General features: G+C 63.8%; 21 protein-coding genes. 8 read left to right on the top strand and 13 right to left on the bottom strand.

Annotated features, from left to right (window positions below):
• Positions 1-936 (bottom strand): dihydrodipicolinate synthase family protein, encoded by a 936-nt coding sequence (locus tag QA645_RS25745; RefSeq protein ID WP_254130797.1) that lies wholly within the window; start codon positions 934-936, stop codon positions 1-3.
• A 124-nt stretch (positions 937-1,060) separates the two neighbouring features.
• Here QA645_RS25745 and QA645_RS25750 point away from each other — a divergent pair, with 124 nt between their 5' ends.
• Positions 1,061-1,924 carry an IclR family transcriptional regulator gene (locus tag QA645_RS25750; protein ID WP_283044391.1) on the top strand — a complete coding sequence of 288 codons (864 nt, stop codon included), beginning with the start codon at positions 1,061-1,063 and terminating at the stop codon, positions 1,922-1,924.
• Positions 1,925-1,960: 36 nt separating this feature from the next.
• Here QA645_RS25750 and QA645_RS25755 read toward each other — a convergent pair whose 3' ends face one another.
• The 3 genes from QA645_RS25755 to QA645_RS25765 form a co-directional block, all read right to left on the bottom strand.
• The gene (locus QA645_RS25755; RefSeq protein WP_254130795.1) at positions 1,961-2,164 is read right to left on the bottom strand and encodes a hypothetical protein; all 204 of its coding nucleotides are present in this window, start codon (positions 2,162-2,164) and stop codon (positions 1,961-1,963) included.
• 118 nt (positions 2,165-2,282) lie between these two features.
• Positions 2,283-3,188: a ribonuclease Z gene (gene rnz / locus QA645_RS25760; RefSeq protein WP_283044392.1), complete on the bottom strand. Its 906-nt coding sequence runs from the start codon at positions 3,186-3,188 to the stop codon at positions 2,283-2,285.
• A gap of 55 nt (positions 3,189-3,243) precedes the next feature.
• The gene (locus QA645_RS25765; protein WP_283044393.1) at positions 3,244-4,017 is read right to left on the bottom strand and encodes an alpha/beta fold hydrolase; all 774 of its coding nucleotides are present in this window, start codon (positions 4,015-4,017) and stop codon (positions 3,244-3,246) included.
• A gap of 153 nt (positions 4,018-4,170) precedes the next feature.
• Between QA645_RS25765 and QA645_RS25770 the strand changes: the two genes are divergently transcribed.
• From QA645_RS25770 to QA645_RS25785, 4 genes are all read left to right on the top strand, one after another.
• Positions 4,171-4,821: a GntR family transcriptional regulator gene (locus tag QA645_RS25770; RefSeq protein WP_254130792.1), complete on the top strand. Its 651-nt coding sequence runs from the start codon at positions 4,171-4,173 to the stop codon at positions 4,819-4,821.
• The gene (locus tag QA645_RS25775; RefSeq protein ID WP_283044394.1) at positions 4,818-6,347 is read left to right on the top strand and encodes an aldehyde dehydrogenase; all 1,530 of its coding nucleotides are present in this window, start codon (positions 4,818-4,820) and stop codon (positions 6,345-6,347) included. The genes QA645_RS25770 and QA645_RS25775 overlap by 4 nt, the downstream gene beginning before the upstream one ends.
• Positions 6,348-6,422: 75 nt before the next feature.
• Entirely contained in the window at positions 6,423-7,790 is a 1,368-nt protein-coding gene (locus QA645_RS25780) for an MFS transporter (RefSeq protein WP_283044395.1), read from the top strand.
• Between the two features lie 188 nt (positions 7,791-7,978).
• Positions 7,979-9,463 (top strand): amidase, encoded by a 1,485-nt coding sequence (locus tag QA645_RS25785; RefSeq protein ID WP_283044396.1) that lies wholly within the window; start codon positions 7,979-7,981, stop codon positions 9,461-9,463.
• Between the two features lie 15 nt (positions 9,464-9,478).
• Here the strand turns inward: QA645_RS25785 and QA645_RS25790 are convergent, their stop codons facing one another.
• Positions 9,479-10,087 (bottom strand): TetR/AcrR family transcriptional regulator, encoded by a 609-nt coding sequence (locus QA645_RS25790; protein ID WP_283044397.1) that lies wholly within the window; start codon positions 10,085-10,087, stop codon positions 9,479-9,481.
• Positions 10,088-10,287: 200 nt separating this feature from the next.
• Here QA645_RS25790 and QA645_RS25795 point away from each other — a divergent pair, with 200 nt between their 5' ends.
• On the top strand, positions 10,288-11,529 hold the full coding sequence (locus QA645_RS25795) for an efflux RND transporter periplasmic adaptor subunit (RefSeq protein WP_283044398.1): 1,242 nt from the start codon (positions 10,288-10,290) through the stop codon (positions 11,527-11,529).
• Between the two features lie 133 nt (positions 11,530-11,662).
• The gene (locus QA645_RS25800) at positions 11,663-14,866 is read left to right on the top strand and encodes an efflux RND transporter permease subunit (protein ID WP_283044399.1); all 3,204 of its coding nucleotides are present in this window, start codon (positions 11,663-11,665) and stop codon (positions 14,864-14,866) included.
• Here the strand turns inward: QA645_RS25800 and QA645_RS25805 are convergent.
• Together QA645_RS25805 and QA645_RS25810 are read right to left on the bottom strand one after the other, a co-directional pair.
• Positions 14,863-15,591 carry a sulfite exporter TauE/SafE family protein gene (locus QA645_RS25805; protein ID WP_254130785.1) on the bottom strand — a complete coding sequence of 243 codons (729 nt, stop codon included), beginning with the start codon at positions 15,589-15,591 and terminating at the stop codon, positions 14,863-14,865. The two genes, QA645_RS25800 and QA645_RS25805, sit on opposite strands and share 4 nt — an antisense overlap.
• A 14-nt stretch (positions 15,592-15,605) precedes the next feature.
• Positions 15,606-15,881: a hypothetical protein gene (locus tag QA645_RS25810; RefSeq protein WP_283044400.1), complete on the bottom strand. Its 276-nt coding sequence runs from the start codon at positions 15,879-15,881 to the stop codon at positions 15,606-15,608.
• 16 nt (positions 15,882-15,897) lie between these two features.
• On the opposite strand from QA645_RS25810, the gene QA645_RS25815 reads away from it, so the two are divergent.
• The gene (locus QA645_RS25815) at positions 15,898-16,056 is read left to right on the top strand and encodes a hypothetical protein (protein ID WP_254130783.1); all 159 of its coding nucleotides are present in this window, start codon (positions 15,898-15,900) and stop codon (positions 16,054-16,056) included.
• 199 nt (positions 16,057-16,255) lie between these two features.
• On the opposite strand, the gene QA645_RS25820 is transcribed toward QA645_RS25815, so the two are convergent.
• From QA645_RS25820 to QA645_RS25845, 6 genes are all read right to left on the bottom strand, one after another.
• The gene (locus QA645_RS25820; RefSeq protein ID WP_283044401.1) at positions 16,256-17,377 is read right to left on the bottom strand and encodes a helix-turn-helix transcriptional regulator; all 1,122 of its coding nucleotides are present in this window, start codon (positions 17,375-17,377) and stop codon (positions 16,256-16,258) included.
• Positions 17,378-17,483: 106 nt separating this feature from the next.
• Positions 17,484-18,602 (bottom strand): helix-turn-helix transcriptional regulator, encoded by a 1,119-nt coding sequence (locus QA645_RS25825; RefSeq protein ID WP_283044402.1) that lies wholly within the window; start codon positions 18,600-18,602, stop codon positions 17,484-17,486.
• A gap of 147 nt (positions 18,603-18,749) precedes the next feature.
• A complete protein-coding gene (locus QA645_RS25830) occupies positions 18,750-21,788 on the bottom strand; it encodes an autotransporter domain-containing protein (protein ID WP_283044403.1) in 3,039 nt (1,012 codons plus the stop codon).
• Positions 21,789-22,010: 222 nt separating this feature from the next.
• Positions 22,011-22,259 carry a hypothetical protein gene (locus QA645_RS25835; protein WP_283044404.1) on the bottom strand — a complete coding sequence of 83 codons (249 nt, stop codon included), beginning with the start codon at positions 22,257-22,259 and terminating at the stop codon, positions 22,011-22,013.
• Positions 22,260-22,261: 2 nt separating this feature from the next.
• On the bottom strand, positions 22,262-22,816 hold the full coding sequence (locus QA645_RS25840) for a DUF3455 domain-containing protein (protein ID WP_254130778.1): 555 nt from the start codon (positions 22,814-22,816) through the stop codon (positions 22,262-22,264).
• A 61-nt stretch (positions 22,817-22,877) separates the two neighbouring features.
• Positions 22,878-23,855 (bottom strand): AraC family transcriptional regulator, encoded by a 978-nt coding sequence (locus QA645_RS25845; protein ID WP_254130777.1) that lies wholly within the window; start codon positions 23,853-23,855, stop codon positions 22,878-22,880.
• Positions 23,856-24,058: the final 203 nt, after the last annotated feature.

The following is a 24,058-nucleotide window of genomic DNA, read 5'->3' on the forward strand; positions in this document are numbered from 1 at the left end:
TCAGGCGGCCGTCGCGAATGCCGCGGCATTCGCGAGCAGCTCTTTCACTTGAGCTGCCGGCAAGGTCTCCAGCGGCGGCCGCAGGCGCTGCCAGCCGGCGTGACCGGTGCGCTCGGCCATCAGGGCCTTCAGGGACGGCATCTGCGCGAAGCGCGAGACCAGCTCGCGCGCCTTCACGATGCGCGCCTGCGCAGCCGCCAGCTTGGCGTCGTCGTCGCTGTCCCGGAAATGCTTGAAGACATAGGCGAGATCGCGCGCGATGAGGTTCGAGGTCGCCGTAATGCAGCCTGCGCCACCCTTGCGCAGCAGCGGCAGCAGCAACGGGTCGGCGCCGGTCAGCACCGAAAAGCCGGGGAACCGCTCAACCATCGCGGTCATGTTGGCGAAGTCGCCCGAGGAATCCTTGATGCCGACGATGGTCGACGGATAGGCCGTGCGCAGCCGCTCGATCAGCGCGTGCGAGATCGGCTGCATCGACATCTGCGGGATGTGATAGAGCACGATCCTGAGGCGCTTATCGCCGATGCGCTGGATGATCTCGTTGTAGGCGGCATAGACGCCGTCATCGCTGACGTTCTTGTAGTAGAACGGCGGCAGCATCACCACGGTATCGACTCCAACCGACAGCGCATGGCGCGTCAGCGCGATGGTCTCGGTGAACGCGGCAACCCCGGTTCCCGGCAGCAGCTGGTTCGGCTTGATGCCGCCGGCGATCACGGCCTCCAGCAGCGCGGTGCGCTCGGAGACCGAGAAGGAGTTCGCCTCCCCCGTGGTGCCAAGCATCGCGATGGCATCGCAGCCTTCGTCCAGCAGGTAACGGCAATGCGCGATGAAGCGCGCGTGATCGGGCGCGAGCTCGGCATCGAGCGGCGTCAACGCGGCGGAGAACACGCCATGTGGGTGCAAGGGCTGGGGGTGCAGCGATGATGTCGACAAAGCTTCCTCCGATCGTCAGATCGATGTTGTTCGGAATGCGAACATTTGTTATAATCTGACCTGTTGGTAAGATCAGGCTGCCGCCGCGTCAAGGGCTGTGGCTGTCATGGCAGGGCATACAGGTATGGCCAAGGTCGAAAAGAAGCCGGCGAAGCGCGCACCGGAAGCTACACCGAAAAACCCCAGGGATCAGAATCCCAAGGATAAAAATCCCAAGAACTACGTTGCCTCGGTCGGCAAGGCCTTTGCCGTGCTCAAGAGTTTCACCAGCGAGGCCTTCGAACTGACGCTGAGTGAGGTTGCCGCACGCGCCGATCTCGATCGCGGCACGGCATTTCGGCTGATCCAGACCCTGATCGAACTCGGCTATCTCCAGGCCGTGCCGCAGAGCCGCCGGTTCCGTCTCGGCGTCGCCTGTCTCGACCTCGGCTACACCGTGCTGTCGCACGGATCGTTGCGTGCCCTCGTCGAGCCGCTGCTGCACGATCTCGTGCCCGAGGTCGGCGATGCGGCCTCGCTTGGCATCCTCGACGGCGGCGACGTGATTTATCTTGCGCGCGCCAGTGCGGGCCTCGACCGCTACAAGATGGATCGCCGGCCCGGCTCGCGCATCCCCGCCTACAGCGCCGCGCTCGGCCATGCCATGCTGGCGCATCTTCAGCGCGACGAGCAGATCGCGCGGCTGGAGTCACGCCCCCGCGTCAAGCTGTCGGAGCGAACGCTGACCGATCTCGATGCCCTGCTCGCACGGCTGGACCAGGTGAAGAAGAAAGGCCATGCCGTCTCCGACGGCGAGAACGCCTATGGCCTGCGCACGCTGGCGACGCCGATCCTCGACGCCCAGGGTTTTGTGATCGCGGGATTGAGCGTCACCGTGGATGCGATGCGCATGGACATGCCGACCTTTCGCGACCAGGCGCTGCCGAAGCTGACGCTGCTGACGGGCAAGGTGCAGGGCCTCGCGATCAAGTCGGGCCTGTTGAGCTGAGTGCGCTGTCGGCCGAAGCGCGGTCTCTGAAGATGGCTATTCCGGGACGAGCGTGGCAAGTCCGGCTTCGATGATGGTGATTTCCTCGTTCACCTGCGCGATGGAGTGCTGCGGGTCGACGCCAGTCACAGCTACCAGCTGACGCAGCAGATCCTGGCGATGCGCCAAAATATCCTCCAGCGCATGGCGATCGTTCAGCCGCACATAGCCCTCAACGATCAATTCAACGGAACGAGACATGATACTCTCAATACAAACTGATTTCTGATCTCGCGAAAATACCGCTCTGGCGCGCGGCTGCGGGGATGAAGTCGCGTCAACCTTGACAGGTAAGATTAATGGCCGTGCAACGCACCGCCTAAACAGCGATACGATCGAAATCTGCAGCGATCCGGACGTTCGGGAAGATCTTTGCCGCCTCGGCCAGGATCTCTCCGTCTTCATAGCGGCCCGACAGATGGGTCAGCACGAGCTGCCGGACGTTATTCGTGGCCGCGAACCGAGCCGCCTCCGCTGCGGTGAGATGGCCGTAATCTCGCGCCGTCGGTGCATCCCGATCCAGGAACGTCGCCTCGATCACCAGCAGGTCCGCCTCCGCGGCATGTGTCGAAAGCCCCTCGGTGGTCTCGGTGTCGCCGATCACGACCAGCTTCCTGGCCCCACCCGGCGGACCCAGAACATCCTCCGGATGGATCGTCCGGCCTCCTTCAATCGTGACCGGGCGACCTGCGGCAAGCTCGCCGCGCACGGGACCATCGGGCACACCGAGCGCCAAGAGGCGATCTGACAAGAGATGACGCCGCGCAGGGCTTTCAAAAACGAAGCCGAAACTGTCAGTGTTGCGATGACGGACCGGAAAGCAGCCGATGTTGAAGTCGCCGGCGTCGACGACGGGGCCTTCCGACAGCGGCGCGAACTGCACGGAGATCGGCGCCCGCCCCTCACCCCACAGCCCTGCAAGCATGCGGATGACGAGATCGAGCGTGCCCGGCCCGCCATGGATGGTCATGACATCGGAGGTCTGCCGCAGCCCCAATGTCGAGAACAGGCCGGGGATGCCGAGCACATGATCGAGGTGGCCGTGTGTCAGCAGAATGCGATCGAGCCGTCGAAAGCCCGCGCCGCTTCGCAGCAGCTGGCGCTGCGTGCCTTCGCCGCAATCGATCAGGATGCGATTGCCCGCGGCCTCGAGCAGAAGCGCCGGATGGTTGCGCTCCGCGGAAGGCACGCTTGCCGAAGTCCCGAGAAATGTCAGGGCGAACATTGCCTACTCTGGTGCGAAGTCGCTGGGCCGATCCACCCTTATACGGCCTGCGAGCTCAGAGCAGAAATTCCTTCATGGCGTCGAGAAACTGTCGCGGCGATTGCAGCTGCGGTACGTGGGCGCAACCCGCGAGGATCTTGAGTTCGGCGCGCGGAAGTCCCGCGGCCAACTCATGCGACATCGGCGGAGGCGTTGCCTCGTCATGCTCGCCGACCATCACAAGAACCGGAACTTTCACGCCGGCAAGCTCGGCGCGGAGATCGAGGCTCGCCAGGGCATCGCAGGCCGCGCGAAACACATCGGGATCCGTTCGCAGAAAAGCTGCACGACGGTCCTTCATCAGGTCGGGCTGCTGCTCCTGAAACTCGGGCGCAAACAGGCGCCGCATCGCGACGTCGGTGATGGCCTCCAGTCCCTTCTCCCGCGACACCCTCGCCATGTTGCGAAACGCCTCGCGGCCGGGCTCGGAGAACGCCGCACCGCTGTCGGCGAGGATGAGCCTGCTCGCGATCTCGGGATGCCGGATCGCCATCTGCAAGGCGACGAACCCGCCATAACCATTGCCGAGCACGATCGCCGGCGCGCCGCCCGCAGCATCCCGCACGGCCTCGGCCATCCGGTCGGCGACCGCAGCAAGACCGCCTTCCACGGCGCGTGACCGGCCGAACCCCGGGAGCTCCGGCACGATGGTCCGGAACGACGGCGCGAGCTCAGGCACAATCGCGTCGAAGCTCGCGCGATCCGACAACAACGAGTGAAAGAGAAACAGCGGCGGCCCCTCGCCCGATTGCGCGACGTTGACGGTCCCGTTGGCAAAAAGCCTGTCCATGTCGGTCTTTCCTCGGCTGCGTCGCTCGGAACACGCGTGACCGCGCGCCTCATCGGTCCGATTGATAAATCAATTCGGCGGGATTTCAAGCATTTAGACCTTGACGTGAAATATCAGGACTGAGAGATTATGGCCAAGGAGAATCCAGATTCCATGCTTTTGCGCGAAAATATCTATGATCTTCTGCGAGCTGATATTTTAGCTTGTCGCCTTGCTCCAGGCGATGAAATGCGCGAACAGGACCTGGCCGAACGCTACGAGGTGAGCCGCCAGCCTGTGCGGGACGCGCTTCTGCGGCTGCAGCGCGAGCACCTCGTCACCGTGCAGCCGCGCCAGGGCTATCGGGTCACGCCGATCTCGCTGTCGGACGCCCGCGATCTCTTGCGCTTCCGTCTTGCGCTGGAGCCGGCCTGTGTTGCCGAGGCGATCGAGAGCGCCCCCGACAGCGTGCTGAAATCGCTCGACGAATTCCGCCGCTTCGCCGGCAACCACGAAGACTTCATCGCCTACAATCGCGGCTTCCACACCGCGCTGGCGCATGCGTCCGGCAATCGCCGCATGGCAACCGCGCTGTGCGATCTGATCGGTCAGGCCGATCGGCTGGTCCGCGTCAGCATTTCCAACCTGAAGGGCCACGACCCGACGAAGCTTGTCGCCGAGCACGTCGCCCTGATCGACGCCATGCAGAGCCGCGAAACGCGAACCGCGGCCCGCATCATCAAGGCCCACATCGGGGCCACCGAAAAACGCGTCCTGCCGGCGCTCAAGCGTAACGCCGTCATCGTCGAGGAGAGGTCATCATGAACGTTCCGTCGAAACCCGCGTCGATCGACGTCGAAATCCACGGCAATTTCATTGATGGACGTGAAGTCGAAGCCGGCAACGGCGCGATGCTCGATGTTCGCAACCCCGCAACCGGCGACGTGATCGCCCGCATTCCCAACTCCACCGCCGAGGACATCGACCGCGCCATGAAGCGCGCGCGCGCCGCGTTCGAAGGCAAGGCCTGGGGCAGCATGGACACGCGCGCGCGGGCCAGGCTGGTCAACAAGCTCGCCGATGCGTTCGAGGCCAATCTCGACAGCCTGTACCGGCTCGAGACCCTCAACAACGGCCGCCCGATCAACGAGACCCGCACGCAGCTCTCCCGCCTACCCGACTTCTTCCGTTATTTCGCCGGCCTTGCGTTGTCCCGCCGCGACTCCGTGATCCCGGTCGAAGGCGCATACCTGAACTATACGCTCCGCACGCCGATCGGCGTCGTCGCGAATTGCACGCCGTTCAATCACCCGCTGATGATCCTGTGCAAGTCGCTCGCCGTGGTGCTGGCGACCGGATGCGTCACCGTGGTCAAGCCGTCCGAATACACGCCCCTGACGACGTTGAAGCTGGCGCAGATCTTCACCGAAGCGGGCCTGCCGCCCGGCGTCTTCAACATCGTGCTTGGGCTGGGCCAGAGCGCCGGCAAGATGCTGGCCGAACATGGCGACATCAACAAGCTGGTGCTCACCGGCGGGACCGAGGCCGGCCGCATCGCCGGCAGCGCGGCGGCGAAGGTGTTCGCGCATCAGACCATGGAGCTCGGCGGCAAGACGCCGGTGATGGTGTTCGACGATTTCGACGTCGATCGCGCCGTCAACTATGCCGCATTCGGCGCCTTCATCGGCGCCGGCCAGACCTGCGTCTGCGCCTCGCGCCATATCGTTCAGGCCTCGATCTACGATGAGTTCGTCGAGAAGCTGCAGGCCAAGACCCGCACGATCCGTATCGGCGATCCCTTCGATGCCAGCACGCAGCTCGGCCCCGTGATTTCGGCGCGGCAGCGCGATCGCGTTCTCGCCTATGCGGACTATGGCCACGCCGACGGCGCACGTCTCGTCACCGGCGGTGTTGCCGCAAAGGTGCCGGGCCATGACAACGGCTATTTCGTCGAGCCGACGGTGTTCGCCGACGTCACCTCCGACATGCGCATCTTCCAGGAGGAAGTGTTCGGTCCGTTCACGTCGGTAACGCCGTTCAAGGACGAGGCCGACGCGTTGCGGCTCGCGAACGACTCCCCATTCGGTCTCGCCGCGGCGATCCGCACCCGGGATGTCGCCCGCGCGCACCGCGTCGCCGCGTCGGTCAAGGCCGGCATCGTCTGGGTCAACGATCACCACCGGCTCGATCCGGCCTCGCCCTGGGGCGGCGTCGACGATTCCGGCATCGGCCGCGAATGCGGCACCGAGAGCTTTGACGACCATTTCAACACCAAGAGCGTGATGGTCGCGACGCATGAGCAGCCGTTCGACTGGTATCGCGACACGGCCAACCAGAAACGATTGAACTAGCAGAGACCAGAAGCGGCTGACCGCCCAAAGAAGGCGGGCCGCATCAACCAGAATGACAGTCAAGGGAGAGCGTATATGTCGACATCGGTGAACGCAGGCAGCCGTCTCGACCGGCTGCCGATCGGGCCATTCCACCGCCGCATCATGCTGCTGATCGGCATCGGCATGTTCTTCGACGGTTTCGACATCTACATCGCCGGCACCGTGCTCAGCGTAACGCTGAAATCAGGCTTTTCGACACTCTCCCAGAACGCGGCCTTCATCTCCGCGACCTTCGTCGGCATGATGCTGGGGTCGTTCGGCACCGGCTTTCTCGGCGATCGCTACGGACGCCGCTTTACCTATCAATTCAATTTGCTGCTTTTCGGCGTTGCCTCATTGGCCGCCGCGTTCTCGCCGAACATGGCCTTCCTGATTGCCTGCCGCTTCGTGATGGGCGTCGGCTTGGGGGCGGAGAACGTCGTCGGCTATTCGACGATGACGGAGTTCGTGCCTGCCCGCACCCGCGGCAAATGGCTCGGCTTCACCACTGTATGCGTCGTCACCGGATTGCCAGTGGCACTGCTGGTCGCCTCCGTGCTGGTGCCGCAATACGGCTGGCGCTCGATGTTCGTGCTCGGCGGCATCGGCGCGCTCGTCGTCTGGTACATGCGCAAGTCGCTGCCGGAATCGCCGCGCTGGCTCGAAGCTGTCGGGCGCACGGCGGAAGCGGAAGCGCTGATGCAGGCGATCGAGAAGGAAGCGGCGCAGGGCCAGCCCTTGCCTGCTCCCGCGCCCATCACATCCGCTCCGGTCGCGGCCGATCTCGGCACGCTGTTCACCGCGCCCTTGCTGTCTCGGATGATCGTCGGCTCGGTCTGCCTGATCACGATCAACACCCTGCTCTACGGTTTCGTGACCTGGCTGCCCGTGTTCTTCGTCAAGCAGGGCCTCTCGATCGCGACGTCGTTCGGTTATTCGCTGCTGATGGCGCTCGGCGCCCCGATCGGCTCGGCGATCGGCGCGTTGACCGCGGACCGCTGGGGCCGCAAGCCGACCATCATCGGCGCATCGCTGATCACGGTGGCGCTCGGCATCCTCTACCCCATGATCTCGGATCCGATCCTGCTGCCGGCCGTGGGCTTCGCGCTGACGGTGCCGATCTACGTCCTGGTCGCGCTTCTGTTCGGCATCTACATCCCCGAACTGTTTCCGACCGAGGTCCGCCTGCGCGCGTCGGGCATTGTCAACACGCTGGGACGCGGCGCCACGATCGTCACGCCGTTCCTCGTCGTCTCGCTGTTCGAGACGCGTGGCGTTGCCGGGGTGATGGTGCTGATGATCGGCCTCCTGGTGGTCCAGATCATCACGGTCTGGGGGCTCGGCATCGAGCCGCGGCATCGCAGTCTCGAGGAGCTGAAGGCCGAGGACTCCGCTGCGCCGGTGCTCAAGGAAGCCTCCTGACTCACTCCACGGCGTCATGGCCGGGCTTGTCCCGGCCATCCACGCAAAATTTCAGATTCGAACGTCTCCTGCCCCGATCGGCGGGCAGATCTGGTTCCCGTTACATCGCCTCCTCATCTCTCTTGCGGCATTGCATGCTTGATACCCGGATCGGCTCGCCGACACGATAAGATGCAAGGGAGTTCGTGATGACCGCAGATGCCGCTGACTTGAACTACGGCTCGATCGGCGCACTCCTCGGCGCCCTGCACGCGCGCAAGATCTCCGCGTCGGAACTGCTCGAACATACGATTGCGCGCATCGAGGCGCTGGACGGGCCGATCAACGCGATCATCGTTCGGGATTTCGATCGCGCCAGAGACGCCGCGCGCGCCGCCGATGCTGCGCTTGGCCGCGGCGAGCGGAAGCCGCTGCTCGGCATCCCCGTGACGTTGAAGGAGCCGTTCAACGTCGCCGGACTGCCGACGACATGGGGCTTTCCGCATTTCAGGGATTTTCAACCGGCCGAAGATGCTCTTCTGGTCGCGCGCTTGAAAGCGGCCGGCGCCATCATCATCGGCAAGACCAACATCCCGATCGGTTTGCGGGATTTCCAGAGCTACAACGAGATCTACGGGGCGACGCACAACCCGTGGGACCTCGGCCGGTCCCCCGGCGGCTCCTCGGGCGGATGCGGCGCAGCACTGGCCGCGGGCTTCGGTCCGCTCTCGATCGGCTCGGACATCGGCGGCTCGATCCGGGTGCCGGCGCATTTCTGCGGTGTGTTCGGACACAAGCCGAGCCTCGGCCTGGTGCCGCTGCGCGGATATAGTTTACCGCCGGCCACGCCCGTCCCGGGCCAGGGCGATCTGGCGGTCGTCGGGCCGATGGCGCGCACGGCCTCGGACCTCTCGTTGTCGCTCGACGTGATCGCCGGCCCCGATGAAATGCGCGATGGCGTCGGCTATCGCCTCGCGCTGCCTGCTCCGCGGCATGACCAGCTCAAGGATTTCAGAATCCTCGTGATTGACACGCATCCGTTGATGCCGACGGGAGACGCCGTACGTTCAACGATTGGACGGTTGGCGGACCGGCTCGGCAAGTCGGGCGCGCGGGTCGCGCGCGCCAGCGCGGCGCTGCCTGACCTCGCGGATTCCGCACGGCTCTACATGAAGCTGTTGAACGCAGCGAGAAGTCCGCGCCTCACGCCGGCCGCCCTCGCAGAAGCGCAAGGATTGGCCGCAGCACTTGCGCCCGACGACCGCAGCCTGCAGGCCGAGCGCGCACGCGGCTGGGGCATGATCCATCGTGAGTGGCTGGCGGCCGATGTGGCGCGCCTGCAACTGCAACAAAAGTGGCATGAGCTGTTCCGCGAGTTCGACGCGGTGATCTACCCCGCCGCCGCCGTGCCGGCCTTTCCGCACGACCATTCGGAGCCGTTCGACGCGCGGCAGCTGGATATCGATGGCAAGCTCTATGACTACTCTGATGCGTGCTTCATCTGGGCCGACCCCGCTTCCACTTGCGGACTGCCTGCAACCGCCGTTCCGATCGAGCGCACGGCTTCGGGCCTGCCGGTCGGCGTCCAGATCATCGGGCCTTACCTTGAGGACCGCACGACCATCGCGCTGGCGGGGCTGATCGAACGTGAGTTCGGCGGCTTCGTGCCGCCGCCGGCGCTGGCTGTGAGCTAGCCGAGATCGACGGTGTTATGAGCCTCTGTCGGCTGACTGCGCCTCGACCGCCTGCACCGCGACGGTCGCGACTTGCCGCAGTGCTTCACGGTCGGAGCCCGAAGACGCCATCACGCCCATGCCGACCGATACGGCCGACACATAGCGCGCAAGCGCGGCGGGATCGGACGTCGGCTTGAGATCGCCTTCCGCCTTGGCGCGCACAAAACGATCGCGCAGTTGGTCCTCGTTCTGAGCGCGGCGCGCGGCGAGCTCGAAGGGGACGTTTTCGGAGCCGGAGCCGGTGGCGATGCCACCTTGCACGAGCAGGCAGCCGGGCGGATTGGCGGGATCGGTCTGCTTTTCGGCGATGCCCATCAGCATCCGCTCGGCGACATCGCGGGCGGTCGGTGCGGCGACCACCTCGTCCATCCAGGCGCCCCGCAATTTGGTGTAGCGGTCCAGCGCGGCCTTCAGCAGGCCTTCCTTATTACCAAAGCACGCGTAGAGGCTCGGCGGGTTGATACCCATTGCCTCCGTCAGTTGGGCAATCGTGGCGCCCTCATAGCCATGGCGCCAAAACACTTCCATCGCCTGATCCAACGCCACTTCAGCGTCGAATTCGCGGGGGCGTCCCATGCCCATCTGCCTGTCTCCTTGGAATTAACGTTCCGCCGGAGGCTTAACGTCAAATCCTATCTATTTGTTCTACCTTTATATTTCTGCCGACTTCACATTCTTGCGGTAAGCGGCTACAATTTTCTTAGCGAACGGTACATAAGTATCTTGCGCTGCGATATCCAGCTCCACATCTGTAGTGAACACTACATTTCTGGAGCGCGCAAATGCCCCCCTCCCAAAACGCCTCTCGCCCTGGCCGTGTCCGCCGTCTTCTCGGCGGTGTCGCGATCGTGGGCGCCCTCGCGGTAGCCGGTTCGATCGCGACCGGCCACTATTTCCGTGCCGCGCAAGCGACCGCAACGGTGGCCGCCGCTGAGCAGGCCGTCTCCGTGACGGTCGCGATGATCGAACCAAAGCAGACCGTGCTGTGGGACGATTTCTCCGGCCGATTAGAGGCCATCAATCGGGTCGAACTTCGACCGCGCGTGGCCGGCGCGATCCTGTCGACCAACTTTACCGAGGGCGCGCTGGTGAAGGCCGGTGACGTCCTGTTCAAGATCGACCCCGCGCCTTACGAGGCCGAGGTCGATAAGGCCAACGCACAGCTCGAGGCCGCGAAGGCCCGCGTGGTGTTCACCCAGAGCGAACTCGAGCGCGGCGCACAGCTGGTTGGCAATGCCGTCGTCACGCGGCGTGACTACGACCAGCGCGACAACGCCAATCGCGAGGCCATCGCCAACGTGAAGGCGGCCGAAGCGACGCTCCAGACCGCAAAGCTCAATCTCGACTACACCGAGGTGCGCGCGCCCGTGGACGGCCGCGTCGGCAAGTTCGAGATCACCGTCGGAAATCTCGTCGCCGCCGGCACCGCCTCCCCGGTGCTGACCTCGCTGGTCTCGGTCAATCCGATCTATGCCTCCTTCGATGCGGATGAAGAGGTCGTGCTGCGCGCACTGAACTCGATCGCAGATAGCACCGGCAAGCGCGGCAATCTCGACCAGATCCCGGTCGAGATGGCGACCTCCGGCGGCCTCTCGGCCAAAGGCCATATCCAGCTCATCGACAACCAGGTCAACGGCCAGAGCGGCACGATCCGTGTCCGTGCGGTATTCCAGAACGAGGACGGGCGTCTCATTCCCGGCCAGTTCGCCCGCGTACGGATGGGGCAGCCGAAACAGCAGTCGCTGGTGATGATCGACGAGCGTGCGATCGGTACCGACCAGGACAAGAAGTTCGTGATGGCGGTCGGCGATGACAGTCGTGCGGTCTACCGGCCGATCACGCTTGGCGGCTCGGTCGACGGACTGCGCATCGTGACAGCGGGCCTCAAAACCGGCGATCGCATCGTCGTCAACGGCCTGCAGCGCGTACGGCCGGGCGCTCTCCTCAAGACCGAGGTCGCGGCGATGGGTGCGCGCGGCCAGCAGGCCTCTAACCACAGCAACCAGGACGTGGTGCAACGCTAGTTACCTCGTTCCGGGCCACGCGCCCGGAATGATGACGACTTAACGACCAAGACATCGCATCCCAATTCCGGGAGCGCGGCACAGCCCGCGTCCCGGAATACGGGAGAGCTGTCTCTCTTGCAGGGGCAAAGCCATGAATCTCTCGAAGTTCTTCATTGATCGTCCGATTTTCGCCGGCGTACTGTCGGTGCTGATTTTCCTCGCGGGCCTGATCTCGCTGTTCGCGATGCCGATCTCCGAATATCCGGATGTGGTGCCGCCCTCCGTCTTGGTGCGCGCGACCTATCCCGGCGCCAATCCCAAGGTGATCGCGGAAACGGTGGCCACGCCCATCGAGGAGCAGATCAACGGCGTCGAAGGCATGCTGTACATGTCGAGCCAGGCGACCACCGACGGCGCGATGACGCTGACGGTGACGTTCCGCCTCGGCACCGATCCCGACAAGGCAACACAGCTGGTGCAGAACCGCGTGCAACAGGCCGAGCCGCGCCTGCCCGCGGTGGTGCGCCAGCTCGGCATCATCACCAAGAAGTCGTCGCCAGACCTCACCATGGTCGTGCATCTGTTGTCGCCGAACAACCGCTACGACATGACGTATCTGCGCAACTATGCGGTGCTCAACGTCAAGGACCGCCTGGCGAGGATCGACGGCGTCGGTGACGTCCAGCTTTACGGTGCCGGCGACTATTCGATGCGGGTCTGGGTCGATCCGCAGAAGGCGGCCGAGCATGGGCTGACCGCCAGCGACATCGTCAAGGCGATCCAGGCGCAGAACGTCGAGGCGGCCGCCGGCGTGGTCGGCTCCTCTCCCAACGTCAAGGGCATCGACCTGCAGCTATCGGTCAACGCCGAGGGACGTCTGGCCAACGAAGAGCAGTTCGGCGACATCGTGGTCAAGACCGGCACCCGCGGCGAAGTCGTTCGCTTGCGCGACGTCGCGCGGGTCGAGCTCGGCGCATCCGAATACGGCCTGCGCTCGCTGCTCGACAACAAGCAGGCGGTTGCGATCCCGATCTTCCAGGCGCCCGGCTCCAACGCGCTGGAGATTTCCGACCACGTCCGCGCCACCATGGCCGAGATCAAGAAGAACATGCCGGAGGGCGTGTCCTACCAGATCGTCTACGATCCCACCCAGTTCGTGCGCTCGTCGATCGAGGCCGTGATCCACACGCTGCTCGAGGCGATCGCGCTGGTGGTGCTGGTCGTGATCCTGTTCCTGCAGACCTGGCGCGCCTCGATCATCCCGCTGCTCGCCGTGCCGGTCTCGATCGTCGGCACGTTTGCCGTGATGCATGTGTTCGGCTTCTCCATCAACGCGCTCAGCCTGTTCGGCCTCGTGCTCGCCATCGGCATCGTCGTCGACGACGCCATCGTCGTGGTCGAGAATGTCGAGCGCAACATCGAGGGCGGGCTGTCGCCGCGCGACGCCACCTATCAGGCGATGCGCGAGGTGTCCGGGCCGATCATCGCCATCGCGATGGTGCTGATCGCGGTGTTCGTGCCGCTGGCCTTCATTTCCGGCCTCACCGGGCAGTTCTACAAGCAGTTCGCGCTGACGATCGCGATCTCGACGGTGATCTCGGCCGTCAACTCATTGACGCTGTCGCCTGCCCTGTCGGCCCTGCTGCTCAAAGGTCGTAACGAGCCCAAGGACCGCCTGACGATCATCATGGAAAAGGGCCTCGGCTGGTTCTTCCGCCGCTTCAACCGCGCCTTCACCTACTCCTCCGAGAGCTACAGCGGCACCGTCACCAAGGTGATCTCCGGCAAGGCTGCGGTGATGGGGCTCTATGTGGTCCTGGTCGGTCTGACCGCCTTCCTGTTCCAGCAGGTGCCGAGCGGCTTTGTGCCGGGCCAGGACAAGCAATATCTGGTCGGCTTCTCGCGGCTGCCCGACGGAGCAACGCTCGACCGCACCGAAGAGGTGATCCGCAAGATGAGCGACATCGCGCTGACCCAGCCCGGTGTCGAGAGTTCTGTGGCCTTCCCGGGCCTGTCGATCTCCGGTTTCACCAATTCGTCCAACGCCGGCATCGTGTTCTCGACGCTGAAACCGTTCGACGAGCGCAAGGGCCCGGCACTGAGCGGCAATGCCATCGCCGCCGATCTGAACAAGAAATACTCCGGCATCCAGGAAGCCTTCATCGCCATGTTCCCGCCGCCGCCGGTCAACGGCCTCGGCACCATCGGTGGCTTCAAGCTCCAGATCGAGGATCGCGCCGGTCTCGGTTATGAGGCGCTGAACGAGGCGACCAAGGCGTTCATGGCGGCGATGCAGAAAGCGCCGGAGATCGCCGGCGTGTTCTCGAGCTTCCAGGTCAACGTGCCCCAGTTGTTCGCCGACATCGACCGCACCAAGGCGCTGCAGCTCGGCGTCCCCGTGACCGAGGTGTTCAACACGCTGCAGATTTACCTCGGGTCCTACTACGTCAACGACTTCAACAAATTTGGCCGTACCTACTCCGTCTATGTCCAAGCCGATGCGCCGTTCCGCGCACGCGCCGACGACATCAGGCAGCTGAAGGTGCGCTCATCCTCGGGCGACATGGTGCCGCTATCGGCGCTGCTCACGATCCGCCAGAGCGCGGGCCCTGAGCGCGCGATCCGCTACAACGGCTTCCTGTCGTCCGACATCAACGCGGCTGCTGCCCCCGGCTTCTCCTCCGGCCAGGCGCAGGAGGCTGCGACGCGGATCGCGGCGGAGACGCTGCCGCCGGGTTTTGCCTTCGAATGGACCGACCTGACTTATCAGGAGTTCATCGCCGGCAATTCCGGGCTCTGGGTGTTCCCGCTGGCGATCCTGCTGGTGTTCCTGGTGCTGGCGGCGCTCTACGAGAGCCTGACCCTGCCGCTCTCGATCATCATGATCGTGCCAATGGGTCTGCTGGCCGCGATGTTCGGCGTCTGGCTCTCGAAGGGCGACAACAACGTATTCACCCAGATCGGACTTATCGTTCTCGTGGGTCTCTCAGCCAAGAACGCGATCCTGATCGTCGAATTCGCGCGCGAGCTCGAATTCGCAGGTCGCACGCCGATCCGGGCCGCGATCGAGGCGAGCCGGCTGCGGTTGCGTCCGATCCTGATGACGTCGATGGCCTTCATCATGGGTGTGCTGCCGCTGGTGCTCTCGACCGGCGCCGGCTCGGAGATGCGACGCGCCATGGGCGTTGCCGTGTTCTCCGGCATGATCGGCGTCACCGTGTTCGGCCTGTTCCTGACGCCCGTGTTTTATGTGCTGCTGCGGACCGTCACCGGCATGAAGCCGCTGGTGCATCACGGCAGCGACATCAGCGCGGCTCCGGTTCAGGGCCTTAACCAAGAAGTCCCTGGCCACTAGATCAGGGAAATCCCCGATATCAGCAACAGAACGAGCACGGTCTTGCGAAAGACCGTCTCGTTCACCCGGTGAAAGGCAATCACACCGAGCGCGGATCCCGCGAACAGCGCCGGCAGGCTGACCGCGAGGTCGACGAAGACCTTTGACGACAGATCCTGATGCCCGACCAGCAGGATGATCGCAAAGACCTGCATCGCGGCGATGAACGGCTGCACCAGGCCGCGCTGCTCGCTCTTGGGCATACCACGCATGTCGCACCAGATCGTCGGGATCGCGCCGGGCATCGCGGTGAGCCCGCCGACGAGCCCTCCTCCGAAGCCGATCAACGCAACCCAGTGCCGGCCGACCGCCTCACCGGCCGTCACCAGCGTCGGCCGCAGCAGCATGTAGGCGGCATAGAGCGCAACGACCACACCAAAGCCGCGCCGAAGCAGATGCGTGTCGGTCGACTGCAACAGCGATACCGCAATGGGAACGCCGATCAGCCCACCGATGATCAGGAACAGGCTCCCCTCCCAGCGGATGCTGCGCCGGAGCGCCCACAGATTGGTCGCCTGCACGCCGATGCTGCAGGCCATCATCAGCGGCACGGCCTCCAGCGGCTGGAAGACCCGCAACAGGATCGCGCCCGCCACGGCCGAGAATGCGAATCCCGAGAGCCCTGAGACGAACGCTCCGGCGAATACGGCGGTGCTGAGGAGCAGCAGTGTCGTAATGTCAGGCACGGTCTGCCCTCCACTCAATCATAGGGGATCTGCGAGACCGGTGCGGCGGCGCTTTCTCCGCAGCTTGCAGGCTCGCGCGGAAACGACACCTGCATCGCATGCGCATGCGATCGTTCCAGCATGATGAGCCCTGCCAGTTGAAGGACGATGAGCGCGGCGGTGAGTGCCACTGCAACGATGTTGCCGTTACGCGCGCGCGAGACTGGCGTGGCTGACTCCGCGCTCGCGCGCATCAGATTGATCGGCATTTTCTGAAAATTCCTCTTTGCTGCAGACAAAATCGGCGTCATTCAAAGGCAATGTTTCGTGCTGCGTTTCCAGCAGGTGGCGGTAGCGCTGCAATACGCGCCGGGCTTCGATGGCACGCTGCTGATGCAGCGCTGCGACCATGCGATCGACGGCGTCGTGGAACTTCCCGACAAGGCTCCGTGCCGTTGTTCGCATGACGATCTCCTCTCAACCTGAAAGCGAGATTGATGGAATTCACCCTGAACCACTGTGAGTTGCTTCACACACGAATCGCACGCGACGAACAAGAACGCGTGTGTGCTCTCGTAGGAGAGAACGCAGCAAATCGCGTCACCCAAACGAATGACGCGCGATAACAATCTGATGATGAAATTGCGGGCGCGGTGCTGATGCTTTGTTCAGCGCTGACGATGCGTCAGTGCACCAGGGGGTTGGCAAAACCTGCCGCGAGCTTGACGAGGTCGGCCTGGCGGCTCGTACCGGTCTTGGCGAACACGCGATGCAGATGCGTCTTCACCGTCGTCTCGGCTATACCGAGCGCTTCGGCCGTCTCCGGCACGCCGCCGACGTCGACGATGGACTGCAGAACCCTGAGCTCCGCAGGCGTCAGCTCGAACGTACGGTCGAGCAGCCCGGTGCAGGAGCGCGCATCGAGCTTCGCCTTCCAGACGAACAGGGCGCCGATGGCACCACCGGCACGCCCCACATTCCCCTCGCGCAGAAGCGAGGGCAGCGCGACCACATGGGCGACATGATGCGATCCGTCGCTCGATGTCAGCAGAATATTGCGGTCCGCCGCCGCAGCTGCGGCGACCTCCGCCTCGTCACGAAAGACGTTGCGCAGCGCCGCGTTCGCGTCGGGCGATCTCGCCAGCAGGCGGCCATTGACCGACCGCAAGACGTCGTCCTCGTCCAGGATCGCGGCGGCCGCTGGATTGCTGTAGACGATGTTGCAGGCGGCATCGAGCAGGATCACGCCGGCACTCAATTGATCCACGACATCGGCAAGCGCGATGGCCTTCTGCTGCTTCCGCTCGACCGCGCGGTTGATCATCAAGGCGCGGCTGGCATGTGGAACAATGAGCTGCATGCGCGCACGCATCTTCGCGTCCAGCATCTCCCTGCCCGGGATCACCGTCATCAGCATCGGACACGGCGAACTCGCCTGTTCCAGCACCACATTCGCGACGTCGGCACAGCCTTGGGGGCGCAACCATTCCTGATAAAAGCGCCCGCGCCGATATTCGTCGAAATTCACGAGGTCGGGGATGTTGCGTACGTCGCCATAGCGCGGCAGCCTGGCGAGCGGGTCATGCTGCGCGTATTCGTCGGCATAGAGCTGGATGAAGTGCGGATCGACTCCGCAATAATAATGCGTCGATCCGGATTTGCTGACCTTGTCCTTTGAAATCAGGCCGCAGGCCCGGCTGCCGAAAAATCCGTTGAGCATGACGACGACATCGGACCACAACTCAGGATTGAGTCCGGCGTCATAGATGCTCTCGATCAACTCGGAATGTTCTGCGGTCAGCTGCATTGAAGCCAATAGTCCAGCGCGGATTTGAGACGTTGATGCCCTGCGGCTTTTCTATGGAGTCGGCCGAGACACCGATAGGTTCAACGGTTTCGCGCCAAATAACCGGCTAGTTGACAAGTGGATTGGAGAATCCGGCCGCGAGCTTGACGAGATCCGCCTGACGCGCGACGCCTGTCTTGGCGAACACGCGATGCAGATGCGTCTTCACCGTCGTCTCGGCTATACCGAGCGCGATGGACGTCTCCGGAACGCCGCCGACCTCGACAATCGACAGGAACACGCGCAGTTCCGCCGGCGTCAGATCGAAGGTCCGCGCGATCAGCTCGCCGTAGGCGTGCCCGCCAAGCGTGACCTTGCGCAGCAGCACCGCGCCGACGGCATCGGACGAGCGCTCGCTGCCGTTCCGCAGCACCGAGGACAACGGCAGGATATGCGCGACGTAGCGCTCGCCCTTCGGCGAAAGCAACGGAATCGCATGCCCTCCTGCGAGAAGCGAGGCGGCATCGCCGCGGGCCGCAAAAGCGTCCCGCAACGTCTGATTGGCCTCGGTGCCGCCAGTCACGAGCTGGCCGGCAACGATGCGGACCGCGTCGCCGGCTTCGAGCAGCGCGTAGCCGCTCGCATTGGCGTGCACCAGATGGCAGCAGGAATCGAGCAGGAAAATACCGGATGAGAGATTGTCCAGGACATCCGCGAGCGCCGTGGCCAGCGTCAGCTTCGAGCTGATCGCCCGGTTGACGAGCAGCGCGCGGCTGGCATGCGGCACGATCAGCGACATCCGGTGCTTCATTCCGGCGTCGACCATGCGCCGGCCCGAGAGCACCGTCATCATCACCGGGCAGTGCGCGTTCGATCTCTCGAGCACGACATTGGCGGCATCGTGAGAGCCCTGCGGCTGCATCCATTCCTGATAGAAACGCCCGCGGCGATATTCGTCGAAATTAACGAGATCGGGGATGCTGACGATCTGGCCGTGTGGCGGCAGGATCGCCAGCGGATCGAACTTGGAGTGGGTCTCGGAATACAGCTGGATGTAGTGCGGATCGGCTCCGCAATAATAGTGCGTGACACCGAACTTGCTGATCGAATCCTTCGAAAACAGCCCACAGGCCTGGCCACCGACGAAATCGCGGATACCCACGACGACGTCGTTCCAGAGCGAGGGGTCGAGACCGGCATCGTAGATGGACTCGACCAGATCGGGCAGCTTCCGAGCTCTCGGCATGGCGTTGAATGGCTTTGGATGAACAATGCCGGGCACAATATCACGATCGGGGCACCCCCTCATCCTCCGATCGGAGGATGGTGCCGGCCGGGCGGATGGAGCCCGGCCGGCGGGCATCGCGTTCAGGCCGCCAGGGCTGATGCCGGCTCAGAACGCGACGCGGAGGCCCCCTCTTGCGGTTCCAGTGCGGCTCTGGTCGGACATCACCATGCCCTCGACCGCGCCGAACACGGAGACGTTGGTCGTGGTGCGATAGTCGAGGCCGAAGCCTGCCACCGCGCCGACGGTGCTGCTTCTGCCCGGCGTCACGAAGGACAGATTTTGGCCGAGCAGCACCGTGTTGATGCCGGTGTCGCCCACGCGCTGGAGCGCGATCACGCCGCCGTGGATGTTGGCCTTGAGCTCGCCGCTGTCGAAGCGCGTCACCCGGGAGAGATCGACCTCTCCGCGTTCTTCGATATCCTGGAGCGTGCGGCTGCCGACCGATAGCCCTTGCGCAGAGCCGGCCTCGCTATAGCCGTCGAACCGGCCGGCGACGTAGCGCAGCCGCGCCGTCGGCGTCAGAAGGTAGCCATTGCCGATACCGAGCTTGTAGCCATAGGCGAGCTCGGGGCTGATGTACCAGCCGCGATAGCTGGCGGTTGCCGTCTCCATGCCGTTGGCCACGGCATTGTTGAGCACCAGCCGCCGCGATTTGTTGTCGGCATTGCCGCCCTGGATGGTGAAATCGAAGAATTGCGCGGCCCATTCGAAGCGGCTGTAGGCGCCCGCGAACACATAGTTGGTGTCCACCGACTGCGAGTTGAGATCGACCGAGAGGCCGCCTTGCCCGCCGCCGAGGAACGCGCCGACCAGCCAGTTCGGCTGCACTTTGCGATCGATGCCGATAGCGCCACCCCAGGCCGTCGAGGTCGCGCGCAGCGTTGCGGCGGTCTCGTCCTGGATGCGCTGGCCACCAAAGCTGTTGGCCCACACCGTGATCGGCGCCGGATCGGTCCACAGACTCTTCGGCGCCTTGGTGAAGGGTCCCGCCTGCGCGGTTTCGGGCGAGTAGGCCATTGCCATCATGTTGCTGCCTGCCGGCGCGGTGCCGCCATTGATGCGGCCCTGCACCAGCGAGGACACGCCGCCTGTAAAATCCATCAGCGTACGGTCGGTCTGCGCCAGCGCGGTTGGATCGAGGGTTGCGAGCGTCGTGCCGGAGACGACCGAGGGGCCATTGAAGCCGCCGCCTGACGTGATGATGTTGATGGTGCCGGCAAAGCGGTTGAAGGTCGGCAACTCGACGCTCGCCAAGGACGACACTTTGCTGCTCGGCGCGAGGTTGACGTTGACGACGTCATTGCCGAAGCCGAAATCGACCACACCGTTGATCTTCGAACCCGGCAGCAGCGTCAGCGTATCGGCCGCGTTCGACAGCCGGATCGCCACGCCGGACGTTGCGGTTATCGTGCCGGCGTTGACGATCGTGGCGGCGTCACGCGCGAGCACAGCCTGGTCTGTGCCCGCGATGCTGCCACCGGCCATGTTCGTCAGGCTGAGCGTGCTCGAGGCGACGATCCCTGACCTTCCGGTGATGAGCCCCGAATTGGCGATATCCGCCTGCCCGCCAGCGCTGATACCAGCCGATCCTCCAGTGATCGCCCCCGAATTGACAACGGTCAGAGTGCTCGTCGCCGAAATGGCGTAAAAGGTCGACGTCCGCAGAATGCCTGAATTTCGGACATCCGCCGTGGTGGCGTCGACGGCGTTACCGCCCGATCCTTCGACCACACCGGCATTGCTCAGCACGATGTTGTGCGCGCTGATGCCGAATTGCCCTCCGGAGATGAGTCCTCCCGACAGATTCTCGACCGTCGCATTGTTAGTAGCGCGGATCGCCTTTCCACCGTTCGAGCCCCCCTTGATCGTGCCGCTATTGCTGACGGTTGCGTCCGCTCCTGCAAACACCGCGATGGAATTGATATTCGTGGACTGAATCTTGCCGCCGTTGTTGTTGACGGTGACCGAACCCGACGGCGATCGGATCGCGTTGGCCTCACCCGTGATCGTGCCGGTGTTGTCAGTCACATTCACTGTTCCGGCCAAAATACCGACGCCGCCCGCGCTCAATGCGAGGATCTGTCCCGCATTGGAGACGGTCGCGACGATCGCATTGATCGCGGCCCCATTGACGTCGTCTGCCTGTATGATTCCGGCGCTGTCGTTCCTGACGGTTGCAGTGTTGGCAAGAACGCCCTGCGCTCCGGCCTCTATACGGCCGGTGTTCGAGGACACAACAACGATATTCGCCGCGATGGCCTGGCTTCCGCCCAAGAGCCCAGAAATCTCGCCGGAGTTGACGACTGTCGCAGTGCCTGGGCCAGATATTGCGACGCCGTCCGCTTCGATCTCGCCGGCGCTATTGTTGGTGATCGTCGCCATGCTCGTGAAGGAGATGCCGGCCGCACCGGCTCGGATGGTGCCGGTGTTACCGAGAGTCACTGTTTCCGCGCGAATTGCGATAGCTCCGGTGATGCCGTTGGTGTTGTTGACGACAGCGGTACCGGATGTATTGATCGCGATGCCGTTGATTGCCCCTGCGGAGATCGTACCATTGTTGTCGACCGTCGTAGCCGTCGTTGCGGTGATTCCAAACCGGTCGCCCTGAACCTGGCCATTTTGACTGGTGGACAGGTTGACGACGTTTGCCTGGATCGCGATGCCGCCTGCGGCGATCGCGTAGATGCTTCCTGAATTCTCAGTTTTCACATTCACCGTACCGAGGCTATTGACCCCAACAGCGTTGGTCCCGAATGCCTGAACGCGATCTCCGGTGTTCTTCAGATCGAGGTCGCCCAAGGCAGCAATTCCGGTGGCGCCATTCGACGCTGCGGTCCCGCCCAGGATGGCGCCAGCATTGTTGATCGAGCCCTGGTTGAGCGTGATGCCGGAGGTCGTGCCGTTCAGGAACGAGCCGGACGTCACGTTGATGGTGTTGCCGGTGTCGGTGGCCGATCCATAGCCGATCGTACCGTTGGCGTTGGTCGTCGTGCCGGAACAGGTAATAGTCGTGTTGTTGACCGGCGACGGCGGCGTGCACGCAGCTTCGGCGCGCCCGGTCATGATCCACGGCGCCAGCAGAAGTGCTGATGCCGGGACCCGCAGCAGGCGGCGGTTGACGGTTGCGAGAAGCCTTCGTTTCATCTTCATTCCCCAAGCGAGGCCTTCCGCCCAATGGGCGTGCAGACCTATTGCAACCAGCCTCCTCCCTTCGAAGGAGGCCGGCGCAGCGAACGTGAATCGCTGATCGCTAAGGTAGGAGGACAGTCAACATCCGACTTGGACGGACGCGACCGAGGTTCGGCTCAGAGCGAACTGACGCTCTTTCGCAAGCACTGATGCAGACTTGTGACACTGCCCACAGGCTCACGCCTGGTCCCAGCCTGCCTTCTCGGCATTCTCGGCCCAGACCGCGGCGCGATAGATCTCGCGGCCGCCATCGTCCCTGACGCGGATCCAGGCATCGCGATCGCGCAGATCATCGCGCCAGACGAAGAGGTGATTTGCCATCTCGTCGGCGACCGCGAAGGTCGCTCTCGCATGCTCGAACACCATGCCACCCGGATCGATCTTGACGACATTGCCGACCAGAAGGTCGAAGAAGAAGCGGCGCATCTCTACTCCACGCGCCAGAACACGTAATCGGCGGAATACGGCACGCTGCGATAGGTCCCCGCCTGCTGGCACGTGCCCCGGAGCACGCCACCTTGCGTGTTGATGCGCTGCACGTGGCTGGCGCCGAAAAACAGGCCGTCACCGCTCTGTGTGATCACTCCGAATTTGAGCCACGGCAGATCGTCGGCGCTGCGGCCTGCCGCCTGGGCGACAATCTTCGCCATCACAAAGCTGCCGTCCTTGTGCTCCCACATCAGTGTGCTGGCATCGACGGTGTCCCAATGCTGCGCGGCCGAGTGGCGCCCGACCGACTTGCCGCGATCGATCAGCGTCGCGGTCGGCTCCCGCACCTGCCAGACCAGCTGATTTGTGGGATCGCGCCGGCACTCGTAAATCTGCGCGCCCTCGGCATGAAGGACCGTGCCCGGAATCTCTCCGGGAACCCTGATCTCGTCCGGCGTCCCCGCCAAAGCCGACGCTCCACAGAGCACGCTCGCGACAACGGCACTACGTTTCAATAATCGCGCGATAGCCATGATTTCACGATCAAGGATCATGTGAAAAATTCCCGGCCCGGCCTAAAACTCGGCGGGCCGCTCAAATGCCCCGCGGATACGATCACTCCGCCGCGCCGCTCCTGACATCGCTCGGCGTGGCCCCGTAGGCCCGCCGGAAAGATCGGTTGAAGTAGGAGAGATCGCCGAAGCCGACGTCGTATGCGATCGAGGAGACCGGACGCTCCGCGAATTCCGGTTCCCGCAACATGCGATGGGCACGTTTCAGGCGTTGCTCGATCAGGAACGAGGAAAACGTCCTGCCGTCGGCCTCGAACAGGCGCTGCAGGTAGCGCGGCGTGACGCCGAGCTCCTGCGCGACGCCCGCGACCGAGATGTCCTGCCGCCAGCAATTGTTGACGATCAGGAATTTGGCCTTGCGCAGGCGGGCGGCCTTCGCGCCGCGCCGGCCGGCGCTTTCCCTGATGTCGTCGGTTGGACCGAGTACGAGCGCCAGCAGATCGTGCAAATGCCCGGCGCCGAGCTCGCGCAATGCAGGCGTCGCCAATGCGTGCTCCCGCACCAGCGAGGCGGCGTAGTCGACCAGCACCCTGATCTCCGCCTGCCGGTCCCTGATAACGCGCATCACAGCGTCATCGACGTCCATGATGATCGGCGCGAGCACCCGCCGCGGTACCCGCAGCGAGAAGCAGTCTCCTTCCACGAATCGTTCGAAAGTCGTGGCGTCCTCGGCGCTGGCCAGCACCGCGTCTCCGGGACCGAGCAGCAGATCCCGTCCCCGCCCCGTGACCCCGATGGTTCCCGAGCGATTGAACACGAACGCAAGACTGTCGTCGCCGTCGTCGACGACGAGCTGCCGGGAACGAACGAGCTTGGCACCAAACAGCGTACCGAGGAGCAAGTGCGCGTCGGGCAGTGAATGCGCCGTGAGATTTGCGATGATCGGTTCGCCATCGCGAATTTCGAGCTCTGCCTTCGCTGTGCCGCGGCAGTAGAAATCGCGCAGCGTGGTGACGCGTTCGCTTTCTGGAATGTCGCTCGAGGAGACCTTGAGAACGGAAACATCATTATTGCTGCTCACTGCAATCCCTCCAATCGACGAGCAGGCTCGGCCACGCGCTGTTGTTTCCTGCACTCGTATCCGGTGCCGCGCATTGTTGTGATGGCGCGCATTGCCTCTCGCATGTCAGAAAATGGCTATACGAAAATGTCAGATGACAAGCGTCATACGTTCGGAGGACGAGTGTCGCCTGGTCTTCACATTGGATTGAGATCGCGCAATTT

It is taken from the genome of Bradyrhizobium sp. CIAT3101 (genome assembly GCF_029714945.1).
GTDB lineage: Bacteria > Pseudomonadota > Alphaproteobacteria > Rhizobiales > Xanthobacteraceae > Bradyrhizobium.

Bases quoted from the DNA above. Each gene is read 5' to 3' on its own strand.
- rnz (WP_283044392.1), bottom strand. From the start codon at position 3,188: ATGTTCGCCCTGACATTTCTCGGGACTTCGGCAAGCGTGCCTTCCGCG.
- QA645_RS25800 (WP_283044399.1), top strand. From the start codon at position 11,663: ATGAATCTCTCGAAGTTCTTCATTGATCGTCCGATTTTCGCCGGCGTA.
- QA645_RS25820 (WP_283044401.1), bottom strand. From the start codon at position 17,377: ATGCAGCTGACCGCAGAACATTCCGAGTTGATCGAGAGCATCTATGAC.
- QA645_RS25755 (WP_254130795.1), bottom strand. From the start codon at position 2,164: ATGTCTCGTTCCGTTGAATTGATCGTTGAGGGCTATGTGCGGCTGAAC.
- QA645_RS25750 (WP_283044391.1), top strand. From the start codon at position 1,061: ATGGCCAAGGTCGAAAAGAAGCCGGCGAAGCGCGCACCGGAAGCTACA.
- QA645_RS25785 (WP_283044396.1), top strand. From the start codon at position 7,979: ATGACCGCAGATGCCGCTGACTTGAACTACGGCTCGATCGGCGCACTC.
- QA645_RS25795 (WP_283044398.1), top strand. From the start codon at position 10,288: ATGCCCCCCTCCCAAAACGCCTCTCGCCCTGGCCGTGTCCGCCGTCTT.
- QA645_RS25775 (WP_283044394.1), top strand. From the start codon at position 4,818: ATGAACGTTCCGTCGAAACCCGCGTCGATCGACGTCGAAATCCACGGC.
- QA645_RS25835 (WP_283044404.1), bottom strand. From the start codon at position 22,259: ATGCGCCGCTTCTTCTTCGACCTTCTGGTCGGCAATGTCGTCAAGATC.
- QA645_RS25810 (WP_283044400.1), bottom strand. From the start codon at position 15,881: ATGACGCCGATTTTGTCTGCAGCAAAGAGGAATTTTCAGAAAATGCCG.
- QA645_RS25830 (WP_283044403.1), bottom strand. From the start codon at position 21,788: ATGAAACGAAGGCTTCTCGCAACCGTCAACCGCCGCCTGCTGCGGGTC.
- QA645_RS25825 (WP_283044402.1), bottom strand. From the start codon at position 18,602: ATGCCGAGAGCTCGGAAGCTGCCCGATCTGGTCGAGTCCATCTACGAT.
- QA645_RS25765 (WP_283044393.1), bottom strand. From the start codon at position 4,017: ATGGACAGGCTTTTTGCCAACGGGACCGTCAACGTCGCGCAATCGGGC.
- QA645_RS25840 (WP_254130778.1), bottom strand. From the start codon at position 22,816: ATGATCCTTGATCGTGAAATCATGGCTATCGCGCGATTATTGAAACGT.
- QA645_RS25780 (WP_283044395.1), top strand. From the start codon at position 6,423: ATGTCGACATCGGTGAACGCAGGCAGCCGTCTCGACCGGCTGCCGATC.
- QA645_RS25790 (WP_283044397.1), bottom strand. From the start codon at position 10,087: ATGGGCATGGGACGCCCCCGCGAATTCGACGCTGAAGTGGCGTTGGAT.
- QA645_RS25770 (WP_254130792.1), top strand. From the start codon at position 4,171: ATGCTTTTGCGCGAAAATATCTATGATCTTCTGCGAGCTGATATTTTA.